Origin of the sequence: Streptomyces longhuiensis, from assembly GCF_020616555.1 — a bacterium.
GTDB classification, from domain to species: domain Bacteria; phylum Actinomycetota; class Actinomycetes; order Streptomycetales; family Streptomycetaceae; genus Streptomyces; species Streptomyces longhuiensis.
Window position 1 is genome coordinate 9,281,537 of record NZ_CP085173.1, and the last position, 23,434, is coordinate 9,304,970.

Annotated in this window: 24 protein-coding genes; 18 read left to right on the forward strand and 6 right to left on the reverse strand. The window is 70.9% G+C overall.

Features of this window, described 5'->3' with window-relative positions; translation table 11 throughout:
• Nucleotides 1-4 precede the first annotated feature (4 nt).
• The 8 genes from LGI35_RS42255 (at nucleotide 5) to LGI35_RS42290 (ending at nucleotide 6,938) form a co-directional block, all read left to right on the forward strand.
• A complete protein-coding gene (locus LGI35_RS42255) occupies nucleotides 5-829 on the forward strand; it encodes an IclR family transcriptional regulator (protein WP_227299732.1) in 825 nt (274 codons plus the stop codon).
• A 137-nt stretch (nucleotides 830-966) separates the two neighbouring features.
• On the forward strand, nucleotides 967-1,986 hold the full coding sequence (locus LGI35_RS42260) for an NAD(P)/FAD-dependent oxidoreductase (protein WP_227299733.1): 1,020 nt from the start codon (nucleotides 967-969) through the stop codon (nucleotides 1,984-1,986).
• 5 nt (nucleotides 1,987-1,991) lie between these two features.
• A complete protein-coding gene (locus LGI35_RS42265) occupies nucleotides 1,992-2,312 on the forward strand; it encodes a 4Fe-4S dicluster domain-containing protein (protein WP_227299734.1) in 321 nt (106 codons plus the stop codon).
• Entirely contained in the window at nucleotides 2,309-3,115 is an 807-nt protein-coding gene (locus LGI35_RS42270; protein WP_227299735.1) for a 2-keto-4-pentenoate hydratase, read from the forward strand. Before LGI35_RS42265 ends, LGI35_RS42270 begins: the two co-directional genes overlap by 4 nt.
• Nucleotides 3,112-4,062: an acetaldehyde dehydrogenase (acetylating) gene (locus tag LGI35_RS42275; protein WP_227299736.1), complete on the forward strand. Its 951-nt coding sequence runs from the start codon at nucleotides 3,112-3,114 to the stop codon at nucleotides 4,060-4,062. The genes LGI35_RS42270 and LGI35_RS42275 overlap by 4 nt, the downstream gene beginning before the upstream one ends.
• Nucleotides 4,059-5,084, forward strand: coding sequence for a 4-hydroxy-2-oxovalerate aldolase (dmpG, locus tag LGI35_RS42280; protein ID WP_227299737.1), 1,026 nt, complete (start codon nucleotides 4,059-4,061; stop codon nucleotides 5,082-5,084). The genes LGI35_RS42275 and dmpG overlap by 4 nt, the downstream gene beginning before the upstream one ends.
• A gap of 17 nt (nucleotides 5,085-5,101) precedes the next feature.
• Nucleotides 5,102-6,121, forward strand: a complete 1,020-nt coding sequence (locus LGI35_RS42285; RefSeq protein WP_227299738.1) for an LLM class flavin-dependent oxidoreductase — start codon at nucleotides 5,102-5,104, stop codon at nucleotides 6,119-6,121.
• Between the two features lie 16 nt (nucleotides 6,122-6,137).
• On the forward strand, nucleotides 6,138-6,938 hold the full coding sequence (locus tag LGI35_RS42290) for an alpha/beta fold hydrolase (RefSeq protein ID WP_227299739.1): 801 nt from the start codon (nucleotides 6,138-6,140) through the stop codon (nucleotides 6,936-6,938).
• A gap of 69 nt (nucleotides 6,939-7,007) precedes the next feature.
• Here LGI35_RS42290 and LGI35_RS42295 read toward each other — a convergent pair whose 3' ends face one another.
• The gene (locus LGI35_RS42295) at nucleotides 7,008-8,570 is read right to left on the reverse strand and encodes an AbgT family transporter (protein WP_227299740.1); all 1,563 of its coding nucleotides are present in this window, start codon (nucleotides 8,568-8,570) and stop codon (nucleotides 7,008-7,010) included.
• Nucleotides 8,570-9,859: a metal-dependent hydrolase family protein gene (locus tag LGI35_RS42300; protein WP_227299741.1), complete on the reverse strand. Its 1,290-nt coding sequence runs from the start codon at nucleotides 9,857-9,859 to the stop codon at nucleotides 8,570-8,572. The genes LGI35_RS42295 and LGI35_RS42300 overlap by 1 nt, the downstream gene beginning before the upstream one ends.
• A 134-nt stretch (nucleotides 9,860-9,993) precedes the next feature.
• Here LGI35_RS42300 and LGI35_RS42305 point away from each other — a divergent pair, with 134 nt between their 5' ends.
• Nucleotides 9,994-11,052: an Lrp/AsnC family transcriptional regulator gene (locus tag LGI35_RS42305; protein ID WP_227299742.1), complete on the forward strand. Its 1,059-nt coding sequence runs from the start codon at nucleotides 9,994-9,996 to the stop codon at nucleotides 11,050-11,052.
• A 153-nt stretch (nucleotides 11,053-11,205) separates the two neighbouring features.
• On the forward strand, nucleotides 11,206-12,036 hold the full coding sequence (locus LGI35_RS42310) for a COG4705 family protein (RefSeq protein WP_227299743.1): 831 nt from the start codon (nucleotides 11,206-11,208) through the stop codon (nucleotides 12,034-12,036).
• Here the strand turns inward: LGI35_RS42310 and LGI35_RS42315 are convergent.
• Together LGI35_RS42315 and LGI35_RS42320 are read right to left on the reverse strand one after the other, a co-directional pair.
• A complete protein-coding gene (locus LGI35_RS42315) occupies nucleotides 12,017-13,375 on the reverse strand; it encodes a sensor histidine kinase (RefSeq protein WP_227299744.1) in 1,359 nt (452 codons plus the stop codon). The two genes, LGI35_RS42310 and LGI35_RS42315, sit on opposite strands and share 20 nt — an antisense overlap.
• Nucleotides 13,372-14,034, reverse strand: a complete 663-nt coding sequence (locus LGI35_RS42320) for a response regulator transcription factor (protein ID WP_227299745.1) — start codon at nucleotides 14,032-14,034, stop codon at nucleotides 13,372-13,374. Before LGI35_RS42320 ends, LGI35_RS42315 begins: the two co-directional genes overlap by 4 nt.
• Before the next feature lie 162 nt (nucleotides 14,035-14,196).
• Here LGI35_RS42320 and LGI35_RS42325 point away from each other — a divergent pair, with 162 nt between their 5' ends.
• Entirely contained in the window at nucleotides 14,197-14,982 is a 786-nt protein-coding gene (locus LGI35_RS42325; protein ID WP_227299746.1) for an ABC transporter permease, read from the forward strand.
• 54 nt (nucleotides 14,983-15,036) lie between these two features.
• Here LGI35_RS42325 and LGI35_RS42330 read toward each other — a convergent pair whose 3' ends face one another.
• Both LGI35_RS42330 and LGI35_RS42335 read right to left on the reverse strand, forming a co-directional pair.
• Nucleotides 15,037-15,966 (reverse strand): M56 family metallopeptidase, encoded by a 930-nt coding sequence (locus tag LGI35_RS42330; protein WP_227299747.1) that lies wholly within the window; start codon nucleotides 15,964-15,966, stop codon nucleotides 15,037-15,039.
• Between the two features lie 15 nt (nucleotides 15,967-15,981).
• Nucleotides 15,982-16,368, reverse strand: coding sequence for a BlaI/MecI/CopY family transcriptional regulator (locus LGI35_RS42335; protein WP_227299748.1), 387 nt, complete (start codon nucleotides 16,366-16,368; stop codon nucleotides 15,982-15,984).
• Nucleotides 16,369-16,550: 182 nt separating this feature from the next.
• On the opposite strand from LGI35_RS42335, the gene LGI35_RS42340 reads away from it, so the two are divergent.
• The 7 genes from LGI35_RS42340 to LGI35_RS42370 all read left to right on the forward strand — a co-directional run bounded on the left by LGI35_RS42340 (nucleotide 16,551) and on the right by LGI35_RS42370 (nucleotide 23,383).
• Nucleotides 16,551-17,192, forward strand: a complete 642-nt coding sequence (locus tag LGI35_RS42340; RefSeq protein WP_227299749.1) for a phosphatase PAP2 family protein — start codon at nucleotides 16,551-16,553, stop codon at nucleotides 17,190-17,192.
• Nucleotides 17,189-18,025: an undecaprenyl-diphosphate phosphatase gene (locus LGI35_RS42345; RefSeq protein WP_227299750.1), complete on the forward strand. Its 837-nt coding sequence runs from the start codon at nucleotides 17,189-17,191 to the stop codon at nucleotides 18,023-18,025. Before LGI35_RS42340 ends, LGI35_RS42345 begins: the two co-directional genes overlap by 4 nt.
• A gap of 320 nt (nucleotides 18,026-18,345) precedes the next feature.
• A complete protein-coding gene (locus LGI35_RS42350; RefSeq protein WP_227299751.1) occupies nucleotides 18,346-19,380 on the forward strand; it encodes a bile acid:sodium symporter family protein in 1,035 nt (344 codons plus the stop codon).
• 188 nt (nucleotides 19,381-19,568) lie between these two features.
• Nucleotides 19,569-20,507, forward strand: coding sequence for an ABC transporter ATP-binding protein (locus LGI35_RS42355; RefSeq protein WP_227299752.1), 939 nt, complete (start codon nucleotides 19,569-19,571; stop codon nucleotides 20,505-20,507).
• Nucleotides 20,504-21,364 (forward strand): ABC transporter permease, encoded by an 861-nt coding sequence (locus tag LGI35_RS42360; protein WP_227299753.1) that lies wholly within the window; start codon nucleotides 20,504-20,506, stop codon nucleotides 21,362-21,364. The genes LGI35_RS42355 and LGI35_RS42360 overlap by 4 nt, the downstream gene beginning before the upstream one ends.
• Before the next feature lie 94 nt (nucleotides 21,365-21,458).
• The gene (locus LGI35_RS42365) at nucleotides 21,459-22,718 is read left to right on the forward strand and encodes a sensor histidine kinase (protein WP_376226195.1); all 1,260 of its coding nucleotides are present in this window, start codon (nucleotides 21,459-21,461) and stop codon (nucleotides 22,716-22,718) included.
• Nucleotides 22,715-23,383 carry a response regulator gene (locus tag LGI35_RS42370; protein WP_227299755.1) on the forward strand — a complete coding sequence of 223 codons (669 nt, stop codon included), beginning with the start codon at nucleotides 22,715-22,717 and terminating at the stop codon, nucleotides 23,381-23,383. Before LGI35_RS42365 ends, LGI35_RS42370 begins: the two co-directional genes overlap by 4 nt.
• Nucleotides 23,384-23,434: the final 51 nt, after the last annotated feature.

Here is a 23,434-nt window from a genome sequence, read left to right on the forward strand (position 1 = left end):
GCCGATGGTCGAGCGGTGGCACCCGCCCGCGCAGCCGCACGGGTTCGTGCTCGGCCGGCGCCCGGCCGAGCCCGTGCTCGCGGGCGAGTCCGGCGCCGACCCGATGAACTCCGTTCTGGGCAAGGTCCGTCCGATCCTGGAGGCGTTCACCGCCGACGACAGCGCGCTCCCGCTGGCCGAGCTGGTGCGCCGGTCGGGCGTGGCCAAGGCCACGGTGCACCGGCTCGCCCAGGAGCTGGTCACCTGGGGTCTCTTGGAGCGGGAGGGGTGCGACTACCGGCTCGGACTGCGCCTGTTCGAGCTGGGCGAGCGGGTACACCGGCAGCGGATCCTGCGCGAGGCCGTGCAGCCGTACATGGAGGATCTGCTCCTCATCACCCGGGAGACCATCCACTTCGCCATCCCCGACAGCCTGGACGTCGTCTACCTGGACAAGATCTTCCCGCACCGCGGGCTGAACGCCGAGTCCCGGGTGGCGGGCCGGCTCCCGCTGTACTGCACGGGGACGGGCAAGGCGATCCTGGCGCACTCGCCGCCGTCGCTCTTCGTCGACGTGGTGCGGGGCGGCCTCAAGCCGGTCACCCGGCACACGGTCGTCTCGCCAGGCCGGCTGCGCGCCCAGCTGGACCGGATCCGGGAGGAGGGCATCGCCCTGGAGAGCGAGGAGATCCGGCTCGGCTACGCGAGCCTGGCCGTACCGGTGTTCGCCGGGCGGACCAGCCTGGTGGGTGCGCTGTCCATCACGGCACCCACGTACCGGATGGACGCGGCCGGGCACGCGGCGGCGCTGCGGACCGCGGCGCTCGGCATCGGGCGATCGCTGGCCTGAGCATCGCGAATGTAGGGAGGGGGCCCGCCGTCCGGCGGGCCCCCTCCCTACATTCGTTCTGTCCCCGGCGCGGGACCGTCCTGCTCACCGGAACGACTCCGTAGGTAGGACCGCCCGTCCTTCCTACGCTCGCGACCATGAGCCAACTCACCGACGCCACCGGCGAATCCGACCCCGTCGAGGACACCGACGTCCTGATCATCGGCGCCGGTCCGGCCGGCCTCTACGGTGCCTACTACGCGGGCTTTCGCGGCCTCAGCGTCGCCGTCATGGACGTCCTGCCACAGCTCGGCGGCCAGATCAGCGCGATGTACCCCGAGAAGCCGATCTTCGACATCGCCGGGTTTCTCTCCGTGCGCGGCCGCGACCTCGTGGACGGTCTCGTCGCCCAGGCCGAGCCGTACCGCCCCCGCTACCTGCTCGGCCACCGCGCCACCGAGCTGACGCACGACCCCGACGACGGCCGCCCGGTGGTCCGCAGCGACCAGGGGGCGACGGTGCGTGCGCGGGCCGTCGTCATCACCGGCGGGGTGGGAACGTTCACGCCGCGGCCGCTGCCTGCCGGGGAGGACTTCCTCGGCCGGGGCCTGGAGTACTTCGTGCCGGACCCGTCCGTGCACGCGGGCAAGGACGTGGTGGTCGTGGGCGGCGGCGACAGCGCCTTCGACTGGGCGGCCCTCCTCGCGCCGATCGCCCGCTCGGTCACCCTGGTGCACCGCACCGCCCGCTTCCGCGCGCACACCGCGTCCGTCGAGAAGGTCCGTGCCCTCGGCGTGGAGATCGTCACCGACAGCGAGGTGAGCCGCCTCATCGGCGCCGACCGGGTGGACCAGGCGGAGATCCGGCACCGTACGACCAAGGAGACCCGCCTGGTGCCTGCCGGCACAGTGGTCGCGGCCCTCGGCTTTCTCGCCGACCTCGGCCCCTTGCAGCACTGGGGGCTCGACCTCCAGGCCCGGAAGATCACCGTCGACACCCGGATGGCCACCAACCTGCCTCGCGTGTTCGCCGCGGGCGACATCACCGACTACCCGGGCAAGGTCCGGCTGATCTCGGTCGGCTTCGGCGAGGCCGCCACCGCCGTCAACAACGCGGCCACCGTCATCGATCCGGAGGCGGCCCTGTTCCCCGGACACTCCACGGAGAAGGAGCACTGACAGTTATGGCGTACGTCATCGGCGCGTCCTGCGTCGACATCATGGACCGGTCCTGCATGGAGGAATGCCCGGTCGACTGCATCTACGAGGGCGAGCGGAAGCTCTACATCAACCCGATGGAGTGCATCGACTGCGGGGCCTGCGAAGTGGCCTGCCCCGAGCAGGCGATCACCGTCGACCGCAAGGCCGACCCCGACTTCCGCGAGGACAACCGACGCTTCTTCGTGGAAGTCCTGCCCGGGCGCGAAACCGCGCTCGGCTCGCCCGGCGGGGCGAACGGGCTCGGCCCGGTGGGCATCGACACGGCACTGGTGAGTGCCCGATGAGCGCCGCCGACGTGACGAAGGCGGCGGACGTGTTGCTCGCCGCCGAGCGGTCGGGCACCGCCTGCCCGCCGGTGCGCTCTCTGCTTGCCGACGGGGACCTCGACGCCGCGTACGCGGTGCAGCGCGTCAACGTCGAGCGCGGGCTCGCCGCCGGGCGACGGATAGCCGGCCGCAAGATCGGGCTCACCTCGCCCGTCGTGCAGGCCCAACTCGGCGTTGGGCAGCCTGACTTCGGCACACTCTTCGCCGACATGGCGGTCCCCGACGGCGGCACCGTCCCGGCCGGGCGGCTCATCCAGCCGAAGGTGGAGGCCGAGGTGGCCCTCGTACTCGGATCGGATCTGCCGCACCGCGACTGCACGGTGGCGGACGTGATCCGGGCGACCGACTTCGCGCTCGCCGCGCTGGAGATCGTGGACAGCCGCAACGCCGACTGGGACATCACCATCGTCGACACCGTCGCCGACAACGCCTCCAGCGGCCTGTACGTGCTCGGTGGCACGCCTGTGCCGCTGTCGGGCCTGGACCTGCGCGCCGTACAGATGACGATGACCCGCGACGGCACAGCGGAACCGGTGTCCAAGGGAACCGGCGCCGACTGCCTCGGCGGCCCGCTCAACGCCGCCGCCTGGCTCGCCTCGACGCTGGCCGCCGCGGGGGACCCGCTGCGCGCCGGGGACGTGGTCCTTACGGGGGCGCTCGGACCGATGGCGGTCGCGTCGCCCGGTGACCGTTTCGAGGCGCGCATCAGCCAACTCGGTCGTATCAGCGTGACGTTCACGCAAGAAGGAGACCCCGCATGAGCAGTACCCGTACCAAAGTCGCCGTCATCGGGTCGGGCAACATCGGCACCGACCTGATGATCAAGATATTGCGGCTCTCCGAGAGCCTGGAGATCGTCGGCATGGCCGGCATCGACCCGGACTCCGACGGTCTGGCCCGCGCCCGCCGCCTCAAGGTCGCCACGACCCACGAAGGCGTCGAAGGCCTGGTCAAGATGGACGAGTTCGCCGACGTCGAATTCGTCTTCGATGCGACATCCGCCGGTGCGCACCGCCACCACGACGAGGTGCTGCGCCCGTTGGGCCGCACCCTCATCGACCTCACCCCGGCCGCGCTCGGCCCTTACGTGGTGCCGCCGGTCAACGGCGACGCCCACCTGGACGCCCCGAACGTGAACATGGTCACCTGCGGAGGCCAGGCCACCATTCCCATGGTCGCCGCCGTCAACGCGGTCACACCCGTGCACTACGGCGAGATCGTCGCGTCCATCGCCTCACGCTCGGCCGGGCCCGGCACCCGCGCCAATATCGACGAGTTCACCGAGACCACCTCGAACGCGATCGAGCAGGTCGGCGGCGCGGCCTGCGGCAAGGCGATCATCGTCCTCAACCCGGCCGAACCTCCGCTCATCATGCGGGACACCGTGCACTGCCTGGTCGGCGACGCGTGCGACGAGGCTGCCGTCACCGCGTCCATCGAGGAGATGGTCGGCCGCGTCCAGGCGTACGTGCCCGGCTACCGGCTCAAGCAGAAGGTGCAGTTCGACCGTGTCGCCGGCGACGATCCCTTGCGGGCGCTCGTCCCGTCCGACGCGGGCGCACCCGTGAGGGTGTCGGTGTACCTCGAAGTCGAGGGCGCCGCCCACTACTTGCCCGCCTACGCGGGCAACCTCGACATCATGACCTCGGCCGCGCTCCGCACGGCGGAGCGCCTGGCCGCGCGCCACGCGACGGAGGCAGCCAAGTGACCAGCCTGTACGTGCAGGACGTGACCCTGCGGGACGGCATGCACGCCATCCGCCACCGCTACACCGTCGAGCAGGCCCGCACCATCGCCGCCGCGCTGGACGTGGCAGGGGTGCGCGCCATCGAGGTCTCGCACGGCGACGGCCTCGCGGGCTCCAGCGTCACCTACGGCGTCGGCGCCCACACCGACTGGGACTGGATCGAGGCGGTCGTCGACTCGGTCCGGGAGGCGATCCCCACCACTCTGCTGCTGCCCGGAATCGGCACCGTCCAGGACCTCAAGCAGGCGCATGCGCTGGGCATCCGCTCGGTGCGCATCGCCACGCACTGCACCGAGGCCGACATCTCCGCCCAGCACATCGCCGCCGCACGCGAGCTGGGCATGGACGTCGCCGGGTTCCTCATGATGTCCCACATGGCCGAACCCGCCGAACTCGCCCGCCAGGCCGAGCTGATGGAGTCGTACGGCGCCCACTGCGTGTACGTCACCGACTCCGGCGGCCGTCTCACCATGGACGGCGTCCGCGACCGGCTCCGCGCCTACCGCGAGGTCCTCGACCCGGCCACAGGCCTCGGTATCCACGCCCACCACAACCTGGGCCTCGGTGTGGCCAACAGCGTGGTGGCGGTGGAGAACGGCGTCACGCGCGTGGACGCCTCGCTCGCCGGAATGGGCGCAGGCGCCGGCAACTGTCCCCTGGAAGCGTTCATCGCGGTCGCCGACCTGATGGGCTGGGAGCACGGCTGCGCCCTGTTCCCGCTGATGGACGCCGCCGACGATCTCGTACGTCCCCTGCAGGACCGCCCGGTCCGCGTCGACCGCGAGACCCTGAGCCTGGGCTACGCGGGCGCATACTCCAGCTTCCTCCGCCATGCCGAAGCGGCGGCGGAGCGGTACGGCCTCGACACCCGGGCGATCCTGGTCGAGGTCGGCGCCCGCGGCCTGGTCGGCGGCCAGGAGGACATGATCACGGACATCGCCCTCGACCTGACCGGCAACCGGGCCGTCCTGGACGCCAAGTGAGCACCGATCCTGGAAAGGTGAGGGTAGGCATCCGTATCCCTCCCTGCGACCGTGCCGACCGGATCGTCGAGACCGTACGCCGGGCCGAGGCGCTCGGCTTCGACGACGCGTGGTTCCCGGACTCCCAGCTCCTGTGGCGGGACGTGTTCACCACCCTGACCGCCGCCGCTCTCGGCACCGACCGTATCGGCCTCGGCACAGCGGTGACGAACCTCGTCACCCGCCATCCGGCCGTCGTCGCCTCCGCCGCGCGCAGTGTGGCGGAGCTCGCGCCGGGACGGTTCACCCTCGGGCTCGGCGTGGGCAACAGCTCCGTCGGGCCCGTAGGCCTGCGCCAGAGCACGACCAAGGCGATGCGTGAGGGCCTCACGCTCCTGCGGGCCCTCCTGAACGGAGAGGAGTGGGACTTCGACGGCCCGGCGGGCACGGTGCGCTCCCGGCTGCGCGACCCGCGTCCCGAGGTGCCGCTCCATATGGCGGCGAGTGGGCCGAAGAACCTCCGGCTCGCCGGTGAGGTCGCAGACGGCGTGGTCCTGTTGAGCGGCGTGTCGCCGCGCACCCTGGCGGGTGCCACTGCCCGGGTGCGGGAGGGTGCCGAGGCGGCGGGCCGCGACGCGGGCACGGTGCCGCTGATTGTGTCCGCGTACTGCGCGGTGACCGACGACATCGAGACGGCGGCCCGGCAGATCAAGCCCATCTGTGCCTCGATCGCCCAGAACGGCGGAGCGCCCTTCCTCGCGCTCGCCGGCATCGACGTCACCGTGCCCGATGCAGTCGAGGGTGTGTACCCGGACCTGGTGCACGCCGAGGACTGGGAGGCCGCCGTCAAGGTGGCCTCGTCGTGGGTCAGTGACGGGGCGGCCCTGCGGTTCGCCGGGGAGTTCTGCCTGTTCGGCACCGCCGACGAGATCGCGGGGCGGCTGCGAGCCCTGTACGCCGACGGCGTGAGCGGTGTGTTCCTCCAGCACGTCGGCTCGTACGAACCGCCCACCGAACTCATTGAAGCCGTCGGCGCCTCGGTGTTGCCGGCCCTGTGACGAAAGCGACCCACGGATGACGGACACGAACACGCTGCGGAAGGGCTATGTGCCCAGCAGCTTCGGGCAGTTGCACTATGCGGAGTCCGGCACCGGCGAACCGGTGCTGCTGCTCCACCAGACGCCGCGCTCCTGGACGGAGTACCTCGGCGTGCTTCCCCTGGTCGGCGCCGGTCACCGGGCGATCGCCCCGGACACACTCGGCTACGGAGCCTCCGCCAAGCCGAAGGGGCGGCACTCCGTCGAGCGGTTCGCGGATGCCGCGGGCGAGCTCGTCGAGGAGCTGGGGCTCGACCGCTTCCACCTCGTCGGGCACCACACGGGCGGGGTCGTCGCCGTCGAGCTGGCGGCGAGGTTCCAGGACCGCGTGGCGAGCCTGCTCCTGTCGGCGACGCCGTTCGTCGACGAGGAGAAGCGGCGCACGGCGAGCGGGCACGGGCGCATCGACCACGTGGACCCCGCACCCGACGGCTCGCACCTTCAAGAGCTGTGGGACAAGCGACGCGGCTTCTACCGCGCGGGGGAGGAGGCGGCGCTCACCCGGTACGTCGTCGACGCCCTGACCGTCCTCGACCGGGTCGAGGAGGGCCACGAGGCGGTGCGCCGCTACGAAATGGAGGCACGCCTGCCGCACATCACCGCGCGCACCCTCGCCGTGTGCGCGCCCGACGACCACTACTCCCGGCCCTCGCTGAAGAAGTTCGAGGCGGCGCTCGGCTGCGGGACCCGGGTGTTGTCCGCCGGGCACGTGGCCGCGCCGGAGCAGGTCCCGCAGGAGTTCGCCGAGGTCGTAGCGGAGTGGGTGGCCCGCGGCTGAGCCCGTACATCACTGCACACGAAGGCGCCCCCACCGGAGATCTCCGGTGGGGGCGCCTTCGTGTAGTGATCACTTCATGCCGATGTGCGCTCCCGGCCCCAGCGGCAGGTCGAAGCCGTAGAACACGGCCAGGATTCCGACCCACACCACCAGGAACGGCACCACGAAGATGGCAAGCCGGGACATCAACGTGCCCAGGCGCGCCTCGGGTTCGTACTGGCGCAGCAGCGCGAGGAGCAGGAACAGGTAGGTGTTCATCGGGGTGACGACGGCGGTGGCCGAGTCACCGATGCGGAACGCAGCCTGGCTGACCGCGGGGCTCATGCCGAGAAGCATGAACGCCGGGACGAAGACCGGCCCGACGAGGGACCACAGCGCCGACCCGGAGACCACGAAGAGGTTGAGGAACGACACCAGCAGGACGAAGCCGAACAGGGCCCAGAAGCCCGTCAGGCCGACGGAGTTGAGGCCGGCCGCGGCCTTGACGGCGAGCAGGACGCCGACGTTGGACCAGTTGAACAGGGCGATGACCTGGGCGGCGACGAACATGAGGACGATATAGCCCGCCATGCTCTTCACGGAGTCGGTCATCGCCGTCACGACGCCGTCCGAGCCCTCGATGGCCTTGGTGGTGATGCCGTACACGAGCCCGGCTATCAGGAACGCCCCGAAGAGGACGGGCACGATGCCGGAGAGGAACGGTGACGGGACGAGCGCCCCGCCTTTGCCGCGCAGCGGAGCGCCGTCGGGCAGCCACAAGGACAGCATCACGGCCGCGTACGCGGCGACGGCAAGGCCGGTGACGAGCAGGCCGCGCCGCTGCACCGGCGTGAGCGACAGGTCCTCGTCCGACCTCTCGGTCAACTCGTACGCCGGAAGGCGTGGTTCGAGGACGCGGCTGATGAGGAAGCCCCCGAGCAGGCCGAGGAGCAGGCTGCTGGACGCGGTGAAGAAGTAGTTGACGAGCAGGTTGAGGTCGAGGTCGGCGCCGCCCGGCAGGACGGCGGCCGCCTGCTGGGTGATGCCGATGTAGAGGGCGTCGAGGGAACCGATGGTGAATCCGGCGGCGTAGCCCGCGGTGACGCAGGCGAAGCCGCCGATCAGGCCGGCCACCGGGTGCCGGCCCGCGTTTTTGAAGACGACGGCCGCGAGCGGCGGCAGCACGATGGCAGCGACGTCGCTCATCATGTGGGCCTGACACGCGACCAGGGCCACCAGATAGGGCAGCAGCGCGCGCGGTGCGCGGGACAGCGTCGCCCGCATCACCGTCTCCAGGAGCCCCGCCTTCTCCGCGAGCCCCACCGCCATGATCATCAGGAGCACGGCGGCGACGGGCGGGAACGTCGCGAAGTTGGTGACCAGGTTCTCCACCAGCCAGCGGATCCCCTCACCGGTGAACAGGCCGGTGATCTGCCGGGTCTCGTCCGTCCCCGGGACGGTGACCGACACATCGGCGAGTGCGAACGCGGTCGAGATGACGGCGAGGAGCACGAAGAGGCCGGTGAACAGAACGATCGGGTTGGGCAGCGCGTTGCCCGCCCGTTCGATGAAGGCGAGTACCCGGTCGATGCCCTGCCGCTTCTTCCCGTCGTGGCTCGGCGCGGGGGCGGGCAGTTCGGTGACTGGTGGCATCAGGGCCGCCTTTCGTCGTCGAGGCCGAGCAGGTCCTTGCGCACCACGCCGTCCTGGACGACGCAGACTATGTTGGCGGGGTCACCGAGAATGTCGATGTCGGTCAGCGGGTCGCCTTCGCACAGGACAAGATCGGCACTGCGCCCGGCGGTCACCGTGCCCAACCGGTCGTCCACACCGAGGAGTTCGGCCGAGGTGCGGGTCCCCGCGACGATCGCGTCCATCGGCGACATGCCCAGGTCGACGAGGTAGGACAGCTCCATGAGGTTCACGCCGTGCGGGCCGACGGCGGCGTCCGTGCCCATCGCGATGCGGGCGCCCCGCTCGATGGCGTGGGCGATGTTCTGCTTGGTGATGCCGGACCAGCGGACCTTCTTCTGGTAGTGGTAGTCCGGCATGGTGTCCTTGTTGATCCCGGCATAGACCGTGGACAGGGTCGGGACGACGAACGCACCGCGCTCGCCCGCCAGGTCCAGTGCCCGGTCGTCGATCCCGTAGCCGTGCTCGATGCTGGTGACGCCGCCGCGCAGGGCGTTGAGGATGCCCGCGTTGCCCTGGGCGTGCGCGGCCACCGGCTTGCCGCCGTGCCGCCGCGCCTCGTCGACGACCGACCGGATCTCCTCCTCCGTCAGGCCCTCGTCGTCGGGCTGGTCGTACGGGCTGCCCATGCCACCGGTGGCGCAGACCTTCACCAGGTCGGCGCCCTCACGGATGACCCGGCGCACGGCGAGACGGGCCTCGTCGACGGTGTCGGCCAGCTCGGACATGCCGTCGCTGAGGTCCGTGCCGTCGGGCAGCCGGACGTCGCCGTGGCCGCCGGTGTGACTGATGACCCGGACGGCGGTCTGGATGCGGGGCCCCACGATGCGCCCGGTCTCGACGGCGGTGCGGTAGCCGGCGGCGAGACCGGCCAGGTCGCGGATGGTGGTGATGCCCGCGTCGAGGGTCTCCTTCAGGCGGCCGGCGGTGTCGAGGGTGACCAGGACCCGGTCGAGCTCACCACGGCGGCCCGGGTGTGCGCCGTGGGCGTAGGACATGTGGACGTGGCAGTCGAAGAAGCCGGGCAGCAGGGTGCGCCCGCCGGCGTCGACGGTCCGGACCTGCGGGTCCGTGTTCCGGACAGCGGTCTCGGGCACTTCCGCGGCGGGACCCGCGTAGGTGATGATCCCTTCGGCGTCCACGAGCACGACGGCGTCGTCCACCGGGGACGCGCCCGTGCCGTCGACGAGGCGGGCGTGGTGGATCCTCAGCGGGGTCCGGTCGGCCTCATGGGCGATGGGGTACTTCATGGCGTGCTGTCACTCCTGGAAGTGCTTGGTTGGTGGAACCGGTTGGAGGGGAGTGTCGGATGCGGACGTCGACTCGGCGTGACAGCGCAGTTTTCGTACGGGATTCCAGTGGGACGCGCAGGGATGTGCCGCCCATGTCGGTGCAGGAATACGCCGGACCCTCGTCCGGTCGGGATTTCGGGGATCTCGACGAACTCGACCGCGGCGTCGTGCACGCCCTGCAGATCCATCCACGGGCCCCGTGGACGTTGATCGGCGAGGTGCTCAAGGTCGATCCGGTGACGGTCGCACGGCGCTGGCACCGCCTCGAGGAGGCGGGGCTTGCGTGGGTGACCGCCTATCCGCGCCTGACCGACGCCCGGATCGTGGTGACGGGCCTCGTCGAGGTGGACACAGAGCCGGGCGTCGCGGAGGACGTGGCACGGGTCCTGGCCGAGGACCCGGCCGTGCCGAACATCAAGCTCACGGCAGGCGGCCGGGACATCGTGGCCGCGGTGCAGACACGAAGCCTGGACGAACTGTCCCGCCTCACAGGGCACTTGTTCCAGCGGACTCCAGGCGTGCGGGCGACGCGCACGCATGTGTCGACGGGGCTGCCGACCGACGGCAGTCGGTGGCGCCTGCGCAGCCTGGACGCTGTGCAGAGCGCGTGCCTGGCGGAGGCGGCGACCGCGGCCTGCCACACCGCGTCCGCGGAGCCGACCCGGTGGGACTCGCTGGACGCGAGACTGCTCGAACTCCTCAGCATGGACGGCCGGATGTCACTGCGCGATCTGTCGGCGGCGAGCGACGCGAGCCTGTCCACGGTGCGCCGCCGGATGCAGTCCCTGCTCGCGTCACGGCTGATGCTCCGCTGCGACCTGGCCCGTCCGCTCTCCGGATGGCCGCTGTCCGCGATGTACTTCGGGTCAGCGCCGGGACAGCACCTGGAAGAGACCAGCCAGGTCCTCGCAGGCCTGCGCGAGGTGCGCTCCTGCGCCATCACCGCGGGCCCGCACAACCTGGTCGTCGACGTCTGGCTGCGCACACTGCACGACGTGCACGCTTTCGAGGCGCACGTGTCACGCAGACTGCCGCGCCTGACGGTCACCGACCGCTCGGTGGTGCTGCGCACGGTCAAGCACATGGGGCGGCTCCTGGACCGCGACGGACACAGCGTGGGGGTCGTGCCACTGCTGCATCCGGAGGACTGAACAACCCGCGCTGGTCGGAAGGGGTGGCGAGGACACGCGCCGGAGTGCGCCCTCCGCCGGACCCACTGACCAGATTCTCGACATCGGCGAGCGCGCGACCGCCGCCGCAGCGCTCAGGATGTGTTCAGACTCCGGCTGACAAGGTCGGGCCTCATGACTGATACCTCTGAGACTTCCGGGGCGTACGCGCCCTCCGAGGCGGCCCCTGGTCGCCGGTTGCGCTGGAACAAGGTTCCGGAAGTCACCGCGTACTTCTGGATCATCAAGGTGCTGTGCACGACGGTGGGTGAGACCGCGGCCGACCTCCTGAACGAGAAGCTGGGCCTGGGTCTTACCGGCGTGTCGCTGCTGATGAGCGTGTTTCTCGCAGCGGTGCTGATCGTCCAGTTCCGGACCAAGGCCTACCGGCCCGGCGTGTACTGGCTCGCCGTGGCTCTGATCAGCGTGGTCGGCACCTTGATCAGCGACAACCTCACCGACAACCTCGGCGTGCCGCTGGAGGCCAGCACCGCGGCGTTCGCCGTTGCCCTCGCCGTGGTCTTCGTCGTCTGGCACCGGCGCGAGCGGACCTTGTCCATCCACAGCATCGACACGACGCCCCGCGAGGTCTACTACTGGCTGGCCGTGCTGTTCACCTTCGCGCTCGGCACCGCGGCCGGCGACCTGGTCGCCGAAAAGATGGCTCTCGGATACTGGGTCTCCGCCGTCCTGTTCGGCCTGGCCATCGCCGCGGTGGCCGTCGCGCACTTCGCGCTCGGCCTCAATGCCGTGTTCAGCTTCTGGATCGCCTACATCCTCACCCGCCCGCTCGGCGCCTCGATCGGCGACTACCTCTCGCAGCCGACCGGCGACGGTGGCCTGGGGATGGGCACCGTGATCACCAGCGTGCTGTTCCTCGCGGTCATTCTCGGACTGGTCATCCACCTCTCGGTGACCCGGCGGGACGTCGAACGGTCCGCGCCGCTCACCCAGCGGGAAGGCTGATCACGAAGCTCGCGCCCGGGGTGTGCTGCTCATCGTGGTGCACCTCGCCGCCGACGGAACGGGCCAGGCGACGCGACAGCGGCAGCCCCAGGCCCGCTCCGTCGTGTCCGTCCCCGGGCCGGGCGCGGCGCCCCGGCTGGAAGAGCTGCGGCGCGAACGAAACCGGCACGCCGGGGCCGTCGTCCGTGATGTCGACGCGGACGCCGCCCGCACGGGTGTCCGCCCGGATCTCCACCCGCGAGCGTGCGTGTCGCAGGGCGTTGTCGAGCAGCGGGCCGGCGATGCGCTCCAGGAGTGTGTCCGGGACCCCGACTGACAGGCCGGGGTCCCGCACCGTGACGACGACCTCCACCTCCGCGGAGGAATCGACGCGATCGGCGAGGCGGCGCAGCACCGTGGGCACGTCACTGACACCCCGAGTCGTGGCCGCGCTGTCGCGGGCGTCGTCGAGGAGGGTGTCGCAGATCGTGCGCATGGACCGCGCGGCGTCCGCGATGTTGTCGTGCGTGGCCCGGGTGTCGGTGGCGGAGCGGGGGCGGGCCTGCCACCAGTCCAGCTCGGCGATGATCCGGGCGAGCGGGTTGCGCAGTTCGTGCGACAGCTCCCGTGTGAGCTGTTGCTCGTGCCGCAGCAGTGCGCGAATACGGTCGAGCAGTGCGTCCAACGACCCACCCAGCTGGGTGAGTTCGGTGGGGCGCTCCACGCTCGCGAAACGTTCCTCGGAGGTCACCGCGCTCCACTGCGCGGCATGCTCGGTCATGGCGCGTACCGGCCGCAGCGCCCGCCCCACCGCCAACCGGGTCAGCGCGTAGGTGCAGGCCAGCATGACGGCGTCGAGCGTGAGCGAGGCGACGAGGAGGGCGTCGGCAGAACTGCTGTAGGGGGACAGGTCCAGCGCGGTGACCACCGAGGCGTCGCTCTTGCCGTCGGGTACCGGCAGCGAGCACAGGCGGACCGGGCCGTGCGCCTGCACGGTCACGCAGCGGCGGCCGGTGCGCGCGGCCAGTTGGTCGGCGGCGTGTGTCAGTTGTCCAGCGGCTGCGGACGGCGGCTTTTCGAGCAGCCGTCCGCCGTCGTAGATCCACACGTTCGTGTCCAGCAGTTCCTCGCCCGGTGTTTCCAGGACGCGCACCCTGGGTCCGCTGGTGTCGATGGTGGCGGCGACGGCGGCGGCCCGGGTGTGAAGCTCGTCGTCGGCCTGGTGCTGGAGGCGGCTGCGGACGACGGTGTTGAACACCGCCGTGAGGATCACCATCAGCAGCGCGGCGGTGGTCAGCGCGACCAGGGCGAGCCGCCCGCGCAGGGTGCGCGGCCAGCACCACGAAACGTACGGCCTCATGAGAGGCGGTGCCCGACGCCGCGCGCGGTGGTGAGGGTCAGCGCGCTGCCGCCGTCGCGGAGCTTGCGCCGTAGCCGGGTCAGATACTGGTCGAGCGTGTTGTCGCTGACGTGGGCTCCCTCGGGCCAGCCGGCCCTGGCGAGCTCCCGCCTGCGGACGATGTCGCCGGACGCGGCCATGAGAGCTGCCAGCAGCCGGAACTCGGTGGGAGTCAGGCCGACGCGTGTCCCGTGCACCGTCAGGCTGTGGCCGACCGGGTCCAGGAGGACATCGCCGCACGTCGCGGACAGTGCTGATCCGCTGCGCTTGAGGGCCGCCCTCAGCCGTGCGGCCAGCTCCATCGTGTGGAACGGCTTGGGCAGGTAGTCGTCGCCACCTGCCGAGAAGCCCGCAAGCCGGTCGGTGAGCCGATGGTGGGCGGTCAGGAAGATGACGGGATAGACGAAGCCGTTCGCTCTGATCGCCTGGCAGACGTCCCGGCCGTCCGCGTCGGGCAGTCCGACGTCGAGCACGGCAGCGTCGACGGCGTCCCCCGCCAGCCGCAGGGCGGTTGCCCCGTCCTGCGCGGGCACGGCGTCGAAGCCCTCGTCCCGCAGGCTCCGTAGCAGCACATCACGCAGGGCGTGATCGTCCTCGACGACCAGGATTCGATGCCTCATGCCTCTCCCTCGCCTGCCCTCACGCGACGCCTCTCCTATGGACGCGACCAGTATCGTCTACAGTCGTGTAGACGATACTGGAGTGAGGATCGTTCCCATGACCAGCGCGAAGGGCTGACGGCCGTCCGTGCCTTGCAGCGCGCGGCATCTACGGTGAGGCGTGTGACGCTGAGCGCAAGATCTCTTCTCCCGGTCAACATCACGCTTGGCGTGTTGCTGGCCGTGCTTCTCGCGGTGGCGGCGGGGGTCGCCTACTGGTTTCGGCTGTCTCCCGACGCGTCGGCCGGCCGGCCGAAGGAAATCCTGGTCGCGGGAGTGCGTGCGGCGGCCCAGCTCGCCGCGGTGTCCGTGGTCATCACCTGGGCAGTGACCACGGTGGCGGGCCTGGCGGCTTTTCTGCTCGTGATGTTCGGCGTCGCGGTGCGTACGGCGGGTAGACGGCTGACCAGTAACCGCACCTGGTGGCTGACCGCCGCACCCATTGCCGCCGGCGTCGTCCCCACGGTGGCCGCGTTGCTGCTCACGGGACTGGTCCCGCTCAAGGGTCTCGCGCTCGTTCCGATCACAGGCATCCTCATCGGCGGCGCCCTGACGGTGACGGTCCTCGCCGGGCGCCGCGCCCTGGACGAGTTGGAACAGCGCCGCGGGGAGGTCGAGGCCGCGATGGCACTGGGCTTCCTCGACCGGGACGCCCGCATGGAGATCGCCCGGCCCGCCGCATCGGACGCCCTGCTCCCGGGCTTGGACCAGACGCGTACGGTCGGCCTGGTCACCCTCCCCGGAGCGTTCGTGGGCATGCTGTTGGGCGGTGCGAGCCCGGTGATGGCCGGGGCGGTGCAGCTCTTTGTGCTGATCGCCCTCATGGCCGTGCAGGCCATCGCTGTCGCCGTGACCGTCGAACTCATCGCTCGGCGGCGCCTGTTCCGCCCTGACGCGCACAGGCACTGACGCCCACTGGTCCGATGTCCGGAGCCCTCCGTCGTCAGTACCGGAGCGCACTCATCAACGCAGGTGGGCGAGTTCCAGAAACTCGTGCAAGTCATGAGCGGCTTCCAGCACGCAGACGCTGCTCACTCCCACCAGCGCTCCGGCCGCGGCGAGGAGGTGGGCCGGTCTGCGTGGGGGAGGCGCGAGCAGGGCCGCGACCCGGCGGGGGACGACGCCCGGGGCCGGGCGGCGCCCGAGGATCCCCAAGGCCGCTGAAGGTAGGCGCAGCGCACGGGTTCGTTTGGTGGCCACGGCAGCTCTGGCCACGGTTTCGGCGACGGCGCGCCGGTCGCCGGTGTGGAGTGCGGCGTACTCATCGGCCCACCGTTCGACCGTATAGGCGACGGCCGTCGCCAACGGGCGAAGCAGCGGGTTGGCGGCGGCCGAGATCTGGGCGAGCGTGACGAACGCGTAGTGGTGGTGGTTCAGGTGCGCCCGCTCGTGGGCCAGGATGATGTCGTGGCCGGTGGGGTCGAGAGCGTCGAGCATGCCGTGGGAGATGACGATCCGGCCGGGTAGCCCGGGCATGGTGTAGGCATCGGCGTGCCGGTCGTCGGTGACGACGACCGATTCCCTCCCGGGCAGACAGGCCGCTTCGAGAGCGGCTGACCACAGCGCCCCGGCGCGGCGCACGGTGAGGCGGACGGTGGCCGCCACTGCGAGGGTGAGCAGAACGGCTCCTGCCAGGGCGGCGGGCCAGGCCGCCGGGTCCTCGCGGGCGATCACGGTGGGCGAGTAGCCCTCAAGTGCGTCGATCAGCGGGAGACGCACCAATCCGGCCACCGCCAGCAGGCCGAGCACCACGGTGCTGGACACGGCCAGGATCAGTGCGGCGGCGGTCAGCAGCCAAGTCGCCAGCCGCGGTTCGAGGCGCCGGGCCAGCGGGCCCGCGCTCAGGCCGGCCAGCGCGGGCAGCAGCAGCGGCAGGTAGAGGGCCAGGTGCATCGGTACGTTTCTCCGCTACCCGTCGCTGCCCAACAGGCGTCGCAGCAGGTCTTCGTCGTCGTCGGACAGCTCATCCACGAAGTGGGTCAGTACTGAGGCACGGTCGGTGCCTGCCGCCATCACCTGGTGCATGTGCCTGGCGGTCAGCCCCGACTCGTCGGAGACGGGTTCGTATGCGTAACTGCGGCCGACCGGCGTGCGTTCGAGTACGCCACGGCTGTGCAGACGGGCGAGCGTGGTGGCCACGGTGGTGTGCGCGGGGGACGCCGTCAGGAGTTCGGCCACGTCCCCGGGCGTCAGGGCGCGTCCGGCCGAGTGCAGCAAGGTGAGGATCTCGGCCTCCAGCGCGCCGTTGGCCCGCCGCCTGCCTCCTGCCTCGGAAGCATGTCCCTGAGCACCCAACGCCGTTGTCCTGCCTTCCTGGTCTACAGTCACCCGTATCTTCTATTCGCGAATAGAAGATAATGTGTTCCCCAGCCCCGCCGCCACGTCCCTGCGTGCGGTGGACCCTGCCCACAGGATGCCTGATGCCTCCTTCGTCTGCCCACAGCCCTCGGCGCGACAGCATGCCGTGGTGGCCTGCCGTGACCGTCCTGGCGGTCTGCGGTGTGCTGCTCGGCACCCTGGTCGCCACGGTCGCGACACGGGCGTCGCCCTTCGTCCTGGACACGGCTGTCCATGGGTGGGTGCTGGACCACCGTCCGGCCTGGGCGCGGCAATTGGCCACCATCGTGACCGACACCGGCAGCGGAGCGCCGGCCTACGCGCTGGCGGCGCTGGCCGGGTCACTTGCGCAACGCACGGCCGCCTATTGGCGAGGCGCACTCGCGGGGGTGCTCGCTCTGGCCTCGGCGCAACTGCCACGTATGGCATTGGCCTCGGCACTGGCACGGCCCAGACCGCCGGCCGCGGACTGGGCGGCGACTGCGGGCGGATGGTCCATGCCTTCCGGCCACACCACGACGTCCATGGTCGTCGCCCTCCTCCTCACCCTCGCCGTACACCGCAGGGTGCATGGCCGAGTGCGGCCGATCCTCCTCGCCGTTCCCGCGATCTGGGCCACCACCGTGGGCCTCACCCGAATCTACCTCGGCATGCACTGGCCGACCGATGTCGTGGCCGGATGGCTGCTGGCCGCCTGCTGGGCAGCGTCGGCGACACTCCTCGTTCTTCTGTGGCGGCGCCGGGCCGACCACGCACTCTCGATGGAAAGGCAGTACACGTGAGCGCCATCAGCATCGGACAGGCCGTGATCCTCGGCGTCGTGGAGGGAGTGACGGAGTTCCTGCCCGTCTCCTCCACCGGCCACCTGAAGATCACGGAAGGGCTGATGAACATCCCGGTGGACGACAAGTCCGTCGTCGCGTTCACCGCGGTGATCCAGGTCGGCGCCATCGCCGCGGTACTGCTCTACTTCTTCAAGGACATCGTCCGGATCCTGGGCGCATGGGGACGCGGCCTGCGCCACCGCGACCAGCGCCACCACCACGACTACAAATTCGCCTGGTGGGTCATCTACGCCACCATTCCCGTCGTCATCGTCGGACTGGCCGCCAAGCCGCTGATCGAGGGCCCGCTCGCCTCGCTGTGGGTCGTGGCCGCATCGCTGATCGTCGGCAGTGGACTGATGTGGGCCGCCGACCAGATGGGCCGGCACAAGCGTGGCGAGGACGACACCAGCCTCAAGGACGCCATGCTCGTCGGCTCCTCCCAGATCCTCGCCCTGCTCTTCCCCGGTTTCTCGCGGTCCGGCGCCACCATGTCCACCGGGCTCATCCTCGACCTGGACCGCGTCGCCGCCACACGCCTCTCCTTCTTCCTCGGCATCCCGGCACTCACCGGCGCCGGCCTGTACGAACTCAAGGACGCCGTCGGGGCGGGTGCGGACACCGCGCCCCTCATCGTGGGGACCGTGGTCTCCTTCATCGTCGCGTACGCATCCATCGCCTGGCTGCTCAAGTACGTCGCCCGGCACAGCTTCAACGCGTTCGTCATCTACCGGCTCATCGTCGGAGCGCTCCTGTTCGCTCTCCTGGGCGCCGGAGTCATCAACGCCTGAGCGGGCCACTGGGGGCGGCGGCGCCGCCATCCTGTGACGGGCAGGCGGCGCGGGACGGCGCCTCCGCGACAGCCGTCGAGGAGGAACGTGTGAGCCGCAGGGCGGCATGGCGCCGTCTCCGTGCCGACGGATACCTGAACGCATCCTGACTGCCGTGCGGCACAGCACCCGCCACTCCCTGCGGGGGAGCACCATGGGCGGCATGAACACCTGCGTTCCCCGGCACATACCGGCCTTCCTTCCCGCCCCCGCTCCTGCGACGGAAGAAGGCCGTCCTGAACACCCGAAGCGCTGTCCCGGCTGACAAGGCGACCGGCTGGTTGCGACGCCGGCTCGGCCGCGGAGTCGTCCTGTCCTACACGGCCGCCCTGCTCCTGCCGGGCCCAGGACTGTGGCTGCGCCGAGCCCACCCGCTGTCCCTCGGCACGAGCGGTCACCTGACCCTGACCACCGCACCGCTCCTGCTCTCCCTGGTGCTCTTCTCGGCCGGACTCCAAGTGCCGTTACGTGCGTTGGGGACCCTTCTGCGCTGTCCGGTCCCCCTGCTGGCAGGGCTCGTACTGCACCTCGCGATTCCGCTGCTCGCCATCCCGGCCGTCGCGTTCCTGCTGCGCCGGACGCCCGACACCGACGGCGGCAGCGGCCTGGTCACCGCGATGATCCTGATCGTTGCCATGCCCGTCGCCGCCGGAGCCACGGTGTGGACCGGCAAGGGAGGCGGTGACCAGCCGACGATGGTCGGGCTCGTCCTCGCGTCCACCCTCCTCAGCCCGCTCACCATTCCTCTGGTCACCGGCGCTCTGGTGCCGCTGCTCGGAGGCGGCTACGCCGACGCACTCACCCGGGCCCTGCACGCCGACGGCGGCGGATTCGCCCTGGTCGGTGTGGTCCTGCCGTGCACGGCAGGCATTGTGTGCCGCCTGGCACTGCCGGAGCCGTGGCTGCGCCGGGTGCTCGGCGTCGGCGTACCTGTTGCCCTGGTCGGTTCGTTCCTCCTCACCTACGTCAATGCGTGCGGCGCCCTCGGCTCGTTCCTGGCTCACCCGCGTCCGCTGCTGCTCGCCGCCGCGCTGGCCGTGGCGGCGAGCGTCTGCCTGCTGTCGTTCACGGTCGGCCGCGGAGCCGCGCGTCTGCTGGGACTGGACGCTCCGGCGGCGTCGTCCCTCACGCTCGCCTGCGGCATGAACAACAGCAGCGCGAGCGCGGTCCTGATCACCACCACGCTTCCCGACAAACCACACCTGCTCCTGCCGGTTCTGGCCTACGGCCTGCTGCAGAAGACGGCCGCCGGCCGGGTGGTACGCGGACCGCGGCTACGTGCCCCCGGTTCGCACCCGACGGCTCACGCCTCCTGACCAGCGGTCGGCCGGGACGTCCATCGCAGAGTCGCCCGGAGCGCACATCGCCGGGGCGTAGTACCCGGGTACCACCCGACCGGCCCCCTTCGGTCCCCGGTACCACCGGTTGAGGCCTTCGCGGTCTTAGCGTTGCGGAGGAGGCGTCAGGCGTGTCGAACAGCGCAGTCCAAAAGAGAGAGAAGGCAATGATCGACGCACAGCAGCTCACCAAGCGGTACGGGGAGAAGACAGCCGTCGACGATCTCGACTTCACCGTGAAGCCGGGCACGGTCACCGGTTTCCTGGGACCCAACGGGGCGGGCAAGTCCACGACCATGCGCATGATCGTCGGGCTCGACGCGCCGACGAGCGGCTCCGTGACGGTGAACGGCCACCGCTACGCCCGCCACCGGGCACCCCTGCAGGAGGTCGGAGCGCTCCTGGAGGCCAAGTCGATCCACCCGGGCCGCTCGGCCGGCAACCACCTCCGGGCACTCGCGCTCACCCACGGCATTCCGCGCCGCCGCGTCGACGAGGTCATCGAACTCGCCGGTCTCGGCAGCGTCGCGAAGAAGCGGGCCGGTGCCTTCTCCCTCGGCATGGGGCAGCGGCTCGGCATCGCCGCCGCGCTGCTGGGCGATCCGCAGACGGTGATGCTGGACGAGCCCGTCAACGGTCTGGACCCCGAGGGCGTGCTCTGGATCCGCAATCTGCTGACCTCGCTCGCGGCCGAGGGGCGGACCGTGTTCGTGTCCTCACATCTGATGAGCGAGGTGGCGCTGGTGGCGGACCACCTGATCATCGTGGGCCGGGGACGGTTGCTGGCCGACACGACCGTACGGGACCTTGTCCGCGAGGCGGGCGGTGACACCGTCAAGGTCGCGACGCAGGACCCGACCGGGTTGCGGGACGTGCTGTCCGGGCCTGGCGTGGAGGTCATCGGTCGCGTCGGCTCCGAGGAACTGCAGGTGACCGGGATGACCGCCCGTGAGATCGGGCTGAAGGCGGCCGAGCACGGAATCCCCCTGTTCGAACTGACCGCGAAAGCGGTGTCGCTGGAGGAAGCCTTCATGGATCTGACCAGGGACGCCGTGGAGTACCACGGCTCCACGACCGGCGCCGACACCACCGGGAGCGCGGCATGAGCACTCTGACGGCAACTCCCGACACCCCCGATACCCCCGAGTCCGCGCAGGCCGCTCCGGCCGGGCCCGACTACCGCGTGACCGGACGGCGCGTGCTGTTCTCGGAGTGGGTCAAACTCTGGTCCGTGCGCTCGACCTGGATCACCCTCGGCCTGGGCCTGCTGTTCCTCGTCGCCTTCGGCGTCATCGCCGCGAGCCACTACAAGTCCGGGCTCGACTCCGGCCGTCCCATGGAGCGCGACTTCGCCTCCGCGACGGCCGTGAGCCTGTCCCTCTTCGGCACGAACTTCGCCCAGCTGGCCCTCGGCGTACTCGGTGTGCTGATCACGGCGGGCGAGTACTCCACCGGCATGATCCGCTCGACTCTCGTCGCGGTGCCGCACCGGCTCCCCGTGCTGTGGTCCAAGGCGGCGGTGTACGGGCTGGTCGCGCTGGTGGTCGCCACCGTCGGCGCGTTCGGCGCCTTCCTCGCCGGAAGCCGGATCGTGTCCAGCACGCCCGCTGCCATGGGCCTCGGCCATGCAGGCGTCGTACGCAGCCTGCTGGGTGCCGGGCTCTACCTCGGGCTGGTCGGTGTGATCGGCACGGCTCTGGGCGCGCTGCTGCGGTCCGTGGCCGGTGGCATCTCGGTCCTGGTCGCCACCCTCATGCTCGTCCCCGGACTGATCTCCTTGTTGCCCAGCTCGTGGCAGGGCGACATCGATCCCTACCTCCCGAGCCACGCCGGAGCGTCGATGTTCGCCGTGGCCCACGACTCCACCACCCTGTCGCCGGCCGCCGGGTTCCTCGTCCTCCTCGGCTGGACGGCACTGGCGCTGGCCGGAGCGGCGTACCGGCTGATGCGCAGCGACGCCTGAGACTTTGCCCTCGCATCATGGGACGGAGCCGCATCATGGACCAGACCCCCATCACGGGCTGGTGAACTCCGTGACCACCGAAGACCTCAGCGGAATGGGGCCGTTGGTCGCTCGGCTCGGCCGGGGCGGCGAGCGGCTCCGCCGCGCCGACGGGGCCCGTCCATGGGTGCTGGACACCGCGGTCGTCGCCCTGGTCTTCCTGGTGTTCTGCCTGCCGGACCTGCTGCACGGGGGCGCCGGGGGCGGCGATGGTCCACCCCGGTTCCGCCTGGCGTTCATCCAGCTCCCCACGGTCGGCATGCTGGCCCTGCAGGCGGGGCTCGTGCTGCCGCTGCTGTGGCGGCGACGATCACCCGCAGTGGCTTTCGGCGCGGTCACGGCCGTGTTCGTCCTGCAGTGGTCTCTCGGTGCCGCGCTCCGTGCTGATGTCGCCCTCTTCGTCGCCCTGTACAGCCTGGCCCTGCACGGGCGGCTGCGACAGCTGCCGTGGGCATGCGCGGTCATGGCGGGTGCGGTGGGCCTCGTCGCGATGCGGGTCTCGCCGGTGGTGTCGGTCTGGGACGCGCTCTTCTTTCTCCTCAGCACGGCGACCGCGGCCCTCGCGCTCGGCCTGATGATCCGGATCCGGCGGGCCCAGCTGGCCGGACTGCGGGACCGTGCCGCCCGGCTGGAGATAGAACGCGACCAGCGCGACAGGCTGGCCGTCGCGGCCGAACGGACGCGGGTGGCCCGCGAGATGCACGACATCGTCGGACACAACCTGTCCGTCATCGTCACGCTCGCGGACGCGGGTGCTTATGCCACGGCTGTCGCCCCGGAACGGGGCAGGGAGGCCCTGCACCTCATCGGCGACACCGGCCGCGAGGCCCTCGGCGAACTGCGGCGCCTACTCGGCGTGCTGCGCGAGGCGGACGGCCCGCGCACCGAGCCCGAACTGAGCCCGCAGCCCGGGCTCGCGGACATCGACGCGCTGTGCGAGGGGGTCCGCGCCGCCGGCCTGGACGTGATCTACCGTACCGGCGGTGACATCGAGGCCCTCGACAGCGGCGTGCAGCTGACCGTCTACCGCATCGTGCAGGAGGCCCTGACGAATACGCTGAAGCACGCAGGCGCCGACGCCCGTGCGAACCTGGCGATCGTCGTCGAGGACACGCGGCTGACCATCACCGTCCAGGACTCCGGCCCGCCCGCTGCGGCAGGCCTGCGGGGACCGGCGAACGAGGAAGGGCACGGCCTGGTGGGCATGCGAGAACGAGCGGCTCTCTACAGCGGACACGTCAGCGCCGGTCCCACCGGCGCCGGATGGACGGTGCGGGCCGCACTCGACCTCGCTCCCCAGGGCGGTGCCGGATGACCACCGTGCTCGTCGTGGACGACCAGCCTCTCCAGCTGTACGGGCTCCGCATGCTCCTCGACTCCGTGCCCGAGACAGAGGTGGTCGGCGAGGCGACGCACGGAGCCGACGCCGTGCGCAAGGCCGCCGAACTCCGCCCCGACGTCGTCCTCATGGACGTACGCATGCCCGGCATGGACGGCATCGAGGCCACGCGCCGTATCGTCGCCACCGGCGACCGTTCACGCGTCCTCGTCATGACCACCTTCGACCTCGACGAGTACGTCTACGCGGCCCTGCGCGCCGGAGCCAGCGGCTTCCTCCTCAAGGACGCCCGTCCCGATGAACTCCTGGCCGGCATTCGCGCCGTGGCCGTCGGGGACGCGGTGATCGCCCCGGCCCTCACCCGCCGCCTGCTGTACGAGTTCTCCCGACTCGTGCCACCCGGCGCGAACGGGTCTGACGGGGAGCCGAAGCTGAGCTCCCTCACCGACCGCGAACGCGAGATCCTCGTCGCCATCGGCAAGGGCTGGACCAACGGCGAGATCGCCACCCGCTTCGTCCTGTCGGAGTCCACGGTCAAGACCCATGTCGGCCGCGTCCTGTCCAAGATCGGCGCCCGCGACCGCATCCAGGCGGTGATCTTCGCCTACGACCACGGCCTGGCCCGGCCCCACGGGGGCTGAGCCGACGGGCCGGCGGCGCCGATCGCCTCACGACCGGACCAACGACGACAA